Raw genomic sequence first — 7,041 nt, forward strand, 5'->3', positions numbered from 1 at the left:
TGGGTGCTCGCGCACCCGCCCCGGTCATGGCTCCACCCACGACGAGGACGAAGCATGACCGACACCCTCACGACGGCGACCGAAGACACGGCGCCTCCGAGCCCACGGCAGCGCAGCGCCGCGCGAATGGCCGATGCAGCCGGCGGCCGCCTGCGCTGGCTGATCTTCAAGATCGCGCTGCTCGCGATCGTGGACGCCGTCGCCGTCTTCGCGGTGTTCGTGCTGTTCCTGCACAACGAGTGGCTCGTTCTCGCCCTCGTCGCCGCTGTGACGATCCTGGTGAACTGGATCTACTTCTCGCGCAAGCAGATCCCCGCCAAGTACCTGACGCCGGGCATCCTGTTGCTCATCGTCTTCCAGATCTTCACGCTCGTCTATACGGGCTACATCGGCTTCACCAACTACGGCACCGGCCACAACGGCAGCAAGGACCAGGCCGTCGCCTCGCTCATGCGGTCCTCGCTCGTGCGCGTCGAGGACTCGCCGACGTTCGATGTCACCGTGGTCGAGCGTGTCGGCGAACTCGGTCTGCTCGTGACCGACCCCACCGACGGCGATGTCTCGCTGGGCACCAACCTGCAGCCGCTCGAGCCGGTCGACGACGCCACGATGGAGGGCGGCAAGGCCGTCGCCGTCGACGGCTGGACGACCCTCCAGTTCGCCGACGTGCTCTCGCGCAGCAACGACATCGAGGCGCTCGCCGTCCCGTACAGCGACGACCCGAACGACGGCGCGATCCGCACGCAGGACGGCCAGAAGGGCTACCTGTACGTCTCGACTCTCGAGTACGACGCGACGGCCGCCACGATGACCGACACCAACACGGGCACCGTGTACACCGACAACGGCGAGGGCGCGTTCGTCTCGGACGAGGGGGAGGAGCTGCTCCCGGGCTGGCAGGTCTTCGTCGGCTTCGAGAACTTCGTCAAAGCGGTGACGGATGCCTCGATCCGGGGGCCCCTCCTCTCCGTGACCGCGTGGACCTTCGTGTTCGCCGCGGTGTCGGTGGCCTCCACCTTCTTCCTCGGTCTCCTGCTCGCACTGGTGTTCAACCACAAGGGCATGCGCTTCAAGAACACGTACCGGATCATGCTGATCCTGCCGTACGCGTTCCCCGCCTTCCTGGGGGCGCTCGTGTGGGCGGGCATGATGAACGAGAGCTTCGGATTCATCAACCAGGTGCTGCTGGGTGGGGCCGAGATCCCGTGGCTCACCGACCCGTGGCTCGCCAAGGTCTCGGTGCTCCTGGTGAATCTGTGGCTCGGCTTCCCCTACATGTTCCTGGTGTGCATGGGCGCGCTGCAGGGAATCCCGGATGAGGTCAACGAGGCCGGCGTGATGGACGGCGCGAACCCGTGGCAGATCTTCCGCCGCATCAAGCTTCCGCTGCTGCTGGTGACCGTGACGCCGCTCCTGATCGCGTCGTTCGCGTTCAACTTCAACAACTTCAACCTGATCTACATGCTCACCGGGGGCGGTCCGCGCATGGAGGACACGGCGATCCGCGTCGGGCACACCGACATCCTGATCTCGATGGTCTACAAGGTGGCGTTCACCGGCGAGAACCGCGACTACGGCCTCGCATCCGCCTTCACGATCCTCATCTTCATCGTGGTCGCCCTGATCTCGATCGTCAGCTTCCGCAAGACCAAGGCCCTCGAGGAGTTGAACTGACATGACCGAGGTCCGACTGTCACACAGTGACCAGACCGCGCAGAGCACGACCGCGGCGACGGAGTACGAGCCGACCCAGCGTCGCCGTTCCTTCGGCCGGTGGTTCGCCGACACGGGGTGGCGCCATGTCGTCGCGATCGTGGTCTCGATCTTCGCGATCTTCCCGCTGCTGTACGTCCTGTCGGCGTCGCTGAACCCGCAGGGCACCCTGACGGGGTCGAACCAACTGTTCTCGGCGATCGGCATCGACAGCTACGTGCGCATCCTGACCGATCCGCAGATCCCGTACCCGATGTGGTTCCTCAACACGATCGTCGTGGCCACGGTCACCGGCTTCGTCATGGTGTTCATCGGGGCGCTCGCCGCGTACGCGTTCTCGCGCATGCGCTTCGCGGGCCGCCGCGTGGGCCTGATCACGATCGTCGTGGTGCAGATGTTCCCGCAGCTGCTCGCCGTGGTCGCGATCTTCCTCATGATGAGCACCATCGGCGACTGGTTCCCGGCGATCGGCCTGAACACGCTCAGCGGTCTGATCCTGATCTATCTCGGCGGTGCGCTGGGCGTCAACACGTACCTCATGTACGGGTTCTTCAACACGATCCCCAAGGAGCTCGACGAGGCGGCGAAGATCGACGGCGCCGGCCATGCGCGCATCTTCTTCACGATCATCCTGCGTCTGGTGGCGCCGATCCTCGCGGTGGTGGGCCTGCTGTCCTTCATCGGCATCGTCAACGAGTACGTCATCGCGAGCGTCATGCTGATCGACCCGGAGAAGCAGACCCTCGTCGTCGGGTTGACGAAGCTGGTCTCCAACCCCCGCTACGCGGACTGGTCGGCGTTCTCAGCCGGTGCGGTCATGGCAGCGATCCCGGTGGTCGTGGTGTTCCTGCTCCTGCAGAAGTACATCGTGGGCGGACTGACCGCCGGCGCGACCAAGGGCTGAGACGACCTCGAACGGGCGGAGCGGATGCCGCGGCATCCGCTCCGCCTTTTGTGGCGCGCCCGCGCCCGGGTCGTGCCGCGGCAGGCTGTGGACTTTCCGTGACACGCGGTCGCAGGATCCTGCACACTGAGTGCCATGTCAGCGTTGACCACCATCGGGCTGCCCGTAGCCCTCGGCATCATCATGTTCGGGCTCGGCATGAGCCTCACCCCCGGCGACTTCACCCGCGTCCTCAAGCAGCCGAAGGCGGTGATCGTCGCGCTGCTGTGCCAGCTGGTCCTGCTGCCCCTGATCTGCTTCGGTCTCGTGCTGGCGTTCCAGCTGCCGCCCGTGCTGGCGGTCGGCATGATGATGCTCGCCGCATCGCCGGGCGGAACCACCGCCAATCTCTACAGTCACCTGTTCCGAGGCGATGTGGCCCTGAACATCTCGCTCACGGCGGTGAACTCCGTGATCGCCGTGTTCACGCTCCCGCTCATCACGAACCTGGCGATCCTCTACTTCAACCCGTTCGACGACCAGCTCGGACTGCAGTGGGCGAAGACCATCGAGGTCTTCGCGATCGTGCTGCTCCCGGTCGCACTCGGAATGATCGTGCGCCGCTTCTGGCCGCGGTTCGCGACGGCGATGAACAAGCCGGTGCGCATCGCATCGGTCGTCATCCTCGTCGTCGTCATCGTCGGGGCCGTCGCGCAGAACTGGGCGCTCCTCCTCGAGAACTTCGGCCGCCTGTCGCTCATCACGATCGTGTTCTGCCTCATCAGCCTCACGATCGGCTACTTCGCCCCGCGCCTGGCGAAGGTGGGCAGACGGCAGTCGATCGCATCGTCGTTCGAGATCGGCATCCACAACGCCACTCTGGCGATCGTCATCGCGCAGACGGTGCTGGGCTCGGTGGAGCTCTCGCTCCCCGCCGCCGTGTACGGCGTGCTCATGTTCTTCATCGCGTTCGCGTTCGGGTTCCTCATCCGCGACCGCAGCACGGGAGCGGATGCCGCAGCCGAGCCCACCGGCCCCATCGACGACGCCGCCGAGTCCGCCCCGCGCTGACCGCGCTGCGGCGTCGGGATCCACGCGCTGAAGTCTCGCGGTCGGGGCGGCGGCGGGAGGCGGGGTGGCGCAGGCATCCGTCATTCGTAGACTGGGCGGGCGAGGAGGTGCCATGCGCCCACTGACCGAGGAAGAAGTGCGTTCGTCGTTCGTGAACGCATCGTCGGACGAGCTGCGGCTCGTGACCCTGCCTGCCGACTTCATGCTCACCGACTGGGATCACCTCGATTTCCTGGCGTGGCGCGACCCGCGAAGCCGCGGCCGTGGCTACCTCGTCGCCGAGATCGACGGCGAGCCGGCGGGCATCGTGCTGCGCGGCGCCGAGGGGTCGTCGCACGCCCGTGCCGCGCTGTGCAACCTGTGCCACACCATGCAGCCGGCAGACCAGGTGGTGATGTACACGGCGCGCAAGGCCGGTGAGGCGGGCGTCCACGGCGACAGCGTCGGCACGTACATCTGCGCCGACCTGTCGTGCCACGAGAACGTGCGGCTGGCCGCGCCGCTGGCCCCGAATGAGGTGCGCGCGAGCGTCGACCGCAAGATCGACGGCACCCGGCGCCGCACCGAGGCCTTCGTGGGCCGCGTGCTCGAGACCGCAGGGGTCGCGCGATGACCGTCGTGGTGGTGGGCGACGCGCTGATCGACGAGCTGCGCGACGACCACGGCGTGCGGGAGTTCGTCGGCGGGGCCGCGTTGAACGTCGCCGTCGGGCTCGCGCAGCTGGGCGTACCCGCGACCCTCGTCGCGATGCTGGGCGACGACGAGCCCGCCTCGCGCGTACGGCGCTACCTCGCGGACTTCGGCGTCGATCTCATCGCGACGCCCTCCCTCATCGGCACGGCGCGCGCCGTGAGCACACGCTCCGGCGGCGGCGAGCCCGTGTACGAATTCAACGAGGCGGCACAGCAGCGGCGCATCAGATTCGGCGACGCCGAACGGCGGGCATTCGCGGATGCCGACCTCGTGGTCGTGAGCTGCCTCGCGTTCGACGACGCCGAGCAGGCCGCGGAGCTGGCCGACGCGATCGGGGAGGCGGGCGCCTCGGTCGCCGTCGACCCGAATCCGCGGACCGGCATGCTTCACGACAAGGCGGAGTTCGTGCGGGGCTTCGAGCAGCTGGCGGCGGGTGCCGCTCTCGTCAAGGTCGGCGAGGATGACGCCGCCCTGCTCTACGGCGATCGCCTGGATGCGCTGCGCGCCCGCCTCGTCGACCTCGGCGCCCGCGCCGTGCTCGCGACGGAGGGGGCGGCCGGCGCCACGATCGAGGCCGGCGACGTCGTGGTGACGCGGCCGATCTCGAACCTCCCCGGCCGCATCGTCGACACGATGGGCGCCGGAGATGCCGCGCTGGCCGCGACCGTCGCCGCACTCGTCGAGAGCACACCCGCGGACGCAGACGCGTGGGAGGCGGTGCTGCAGTCGGCGATGGATGCCGCGGCAGCCACGTGCCGGTTCGAAGGGGCGCTGCTGCGCACCCCCAGTGCGCTCAGCGGTCTCGACATGGACCACATCGGCACCTGAATAGCTGTGATCCTCGGGCGTCGTCGGGGCGTCCGCTGTGCGGATTTCTGACCTCGCGCATCTACGCGTAAGATTGTGGATCGCGCCTCCGGTCGTCTGGAAAAGTCGGACGGGTGCGCGCCTGGCGAGTTACCCAAGCGGCCAAAGGGATCTGACTGTAAATCAGCCGTCTTAGACTTCGGGGGTTCGAATCCCTCACTCGCCACCACTTGCAAGCGCCCCCTCGTGGGGCGCTTCGTGGTTCCAGGCTCGGTAGCCTGATGGCCATGACGTGGACCGCCACCGGAACCCTCACCGCAGAGGCCGCGACGCGGCATCCCGAACTCGTGAGCCCCGCCGTCACCCACGGACTCGCGCGGCTCGCTCCCGAGATCGCCGAGACGGTGGGCGTCGCCGCCATCGATGCGGCGCTCGCCGACACCGCAGCGTTCTGCGAGCGGTACGGGGTGGCGCCCGAGGCGTCCGCCAACTGCGTCGTCGTGAAGGGCAAGCGCGGCGGCGAGGTGCGGTTCGCCGCCTGCATGGTGCTCGCCACAACACGAGCCGACGTGAACGGGGTCGTGCGCCGGCGTCTGGACGTGCGGAGCGCGTCGTTCGCTCCCATGGACGAGGCAGTCGAGCTGAGCGGCATGGAGTACGGCGGCATCACCCCGATCGGGCTTCCGGCCGGCTGGCCGATCTTCGTCGACGCGGCCGTCGCGGCTGCGCCCGAGGTGGTCATCGGCGGGGGAGTGCGCGGCAGCAAGCTGTTCCTGCCGGGCCGTGCCCTCCTCGCGCTTCCCGGCGCCGAACTGGTCGAAGGGCTCGGACGCGCCACGGGGTGAGGCATCCGGCTTCGCACCTCCCGGAGGCTTCGCCTGCGCACCACGGAATCGGCATCCACGCGGTGCGGTGCGGCGTGTCAGGATGGCAGTGCAGGCAGTCCGCCCGCATCACGAGAGGAACGCCATGACCGCGCCCGACCCGTATGCGACGCCCGCCCCGGCGATGGATCAGGCCGCGCACGCCGACGGCTCCCGCTCGTCGCTGCTGCGCGCCGCCATCTGGGTGGCGATCGGCGCACTCATCGCCGCCGCCGTCGTGTGCGTGCTCTGGGTACTCCTGGGCTCTCAGAACGACATCATCGGCCGGGCGTTCCTGACGATCCTGCTGCTGGTGGGCTTCGCCGGCGTCGCGATCCTCGACGCGCACCTGGCGCCGACTCGCCCCGCGTGGTTCGCACTGGCCAGCATGGGGTCGTGGATCGTGGCGCTCCTGCTCGGCGCCATCATGATCTGGATGCCGGAGCGCTACCCCTGGCTCGGATTCTCGCGGTTCATCCAGTTCCTGCTCATCGTGCTGATCCTTCAGCTGGTGCTGCTGCACGTGCGGTTCTACCTCAAGGCCTTCCAGCGCTACGACACGCCCTTCACCCGCACCGTCGCGGTCATCACCATCTCGCTCGTCGTCGCACTGGCCGCACTGCTCATCATCCCGCTCGCCTTCGGGGAGTGGCTCCTCCTCGCCGACATCTACTGGCGCATCGTCGTGGCCGTCGCGATCCTCGCCGCGCTCGGCACCGCCCTCGTTCCGCTCGTCAACGTGCTGTTCGCCCCCAAGAAGCCGCACGCCCACGTCGCGCACGCCCCTCTCGCACCGCCGGCCCCGTACGGCGCGCTCGCCGCCCCCGCGGCACCGGCCGCGCAGGAGCTGCTCCCGTGGCCGACGTACGTCGACGCCGTCACACCGCTGCCGATGCTTCCCGACGGCTCGCCCGACTGGAACGCGTACTACACCGGGTACCCGTCGCCCGGCGCCCACGTCTTCACGGCGATCGAGCCGGTCGCGCACGCCGAGCCGCAGGCTGCCCCGGC

7 protein-coding genes and 1 tRNA gene are annotated in these 7,041 nt (G+C 68.5%); all 8 read left to right on the forward strand.

Annotated elements, in window-relative coordinates:
* Positions 1 to 54 precede the first annotated feature (54 nt).
* Complete coding sequence (locus ACI3KX_RS17360) at positions 55 to 1,674, forward strand: ABC transporter permease subunit (protein ID WP_404910496.1); 1,620 nt, start codon at positions 55 to 57, stop codon at positions 1,672 to 1,674.
* Between the two features lies 1 nt (position 1,675).
* Positions 1,676 to 2,617 (forward strand): sugar ABC transporter permease, encoded by a 942-nt coding sequence (locus tag ACI3KX_RS17365; protein WP_404910497.1) that lies wholly within the window; start codon positions 1,676 to 1,678, stop codon positions 2,615 to 2,617.
* Positions 2,618 to 2,752: 135 nt separating this feature from the next.
* Positions 2,753 to 3,667: a bile acid:sodium symporter family protein gene (locus tag ACI3KX_RS17370; RefSeq protein ID WP_404910498.1), complete on the forward strand. Its 915-nt coding sequence runs from the start codon at positions 2,753 to 2,755 to the stop codon at positions 3,665 to 3,667.
* Between the two features lie 112 nt (positions 3,668 to 3,779).
* The gene (locus ACI3KX_RS17375) at positions 3,780 to 4,280 is read left to right on the forward strand and encodes an FBP domain-containing protein (RefSeq protein WP_404910499.1); all 501 of its coding nucleotides are present in this window, start codon (positions 3,780 to 3,782) and stop codon (positions 4,278 to 4,280) included.
* Positions 4,277 to 5,188 carry a PfkB family carbohydrate kinase gene (locus tag ACI3KX_RS17380; protein ID WP_404910500.1) on the forward strand — a complete coding sequence of 304 codons (912 nt, stop codon included), beginning with the start codon at positions 4,277 to 4,279 and terminating at the stop codon, positions 5,186 to 5,188. Before ACI3KX_RS17375 ends, ACI3KX_RS17380 begins: the two co-directional genes overlap by 4 nt.
* Before the next feature lie 123 nt (positions 5,189 to 5,311).
* Positions 5,312 to 5,396, forward strand: a tRNA-Tyr gene (locus tag ACI3KX_RS17385).
* A gap of 52 nt (positions 5,397 to 5,448) precedes the next feature.
* Entirely contained in the window at positions 5,449 to 6,012 is a 564-nt protein-coding gene (locus ACI3KX_RS17390) for a YbaK/EbsC family protein (protein ID WP_404910501.1), read from the forward strand.
* Between the two features lie 124 nt (positions 6,013 to 6,136).
* Positions 6,137 to 7,041, forward strand: a 905-nt coding sequence (locus tag ACI3KX_RS17395) for a hypothetical protein (RefSeq protein ID WP_404910502.1), incomplete at its 3' end; no start/stop codon positions are given.

The sequence above is a fragment of the Microbacterium sp. ZW CA_36 genome, from assembly GCF_044987475.1.
Taxonomy (GTDB): domain Bacteria; phylum Actinomycetota; class Actinomycetes; order Actinomycetales; family Microbacteriaceae; genus Microbacterium.

Bases quoted from the DNA above. Each gene is read 5' to 3' on its own strand.
- ACI3KX_RS17380 (WP_404910500.1), top strand. From the start codon at position 4,277: ATGACCGTCGTGGTGGTGGGCGACGCGCTGATCGACGAGCTGCGCGAC.
- ACI3KX_RS17370 (WP_404910498.1), top strand. From the start codon at position 2,753: ATGTCAGCGTTGACCACCATCGGGCTGCCCGTAGCCCTCGGCATCATC.
- ACI3KX_RS17390 (WP_404910501.1), top strand. From the start codon at position 5,449: ATGGCCATGACGTGGACCGCCACCGGAACCCTCACCGCAGAGGCCGCG.
- ACI3KX_RS17365 (WP_404910497.1), top strand. From the start codon at position 1,676: ATGACCGAGGTCCGACTGTCACACAGTGACCAGACCGCGCAGAGCACG.
- ACI3KX_RS17360 (WP_404910496.1), top strand. From the start codon at position 55: ATGACCGACACCCTCACGACGGCGACCGAAGACACGGCGCCTCCGAGC.
- ACI3KX_RS17375 (WP_404910499.1), top strand. From the start codon at position 3,780: ATGCGCCCACTGACCGAGGAAGAAGTGCGTTCGTCGTTCGTGAACGCA.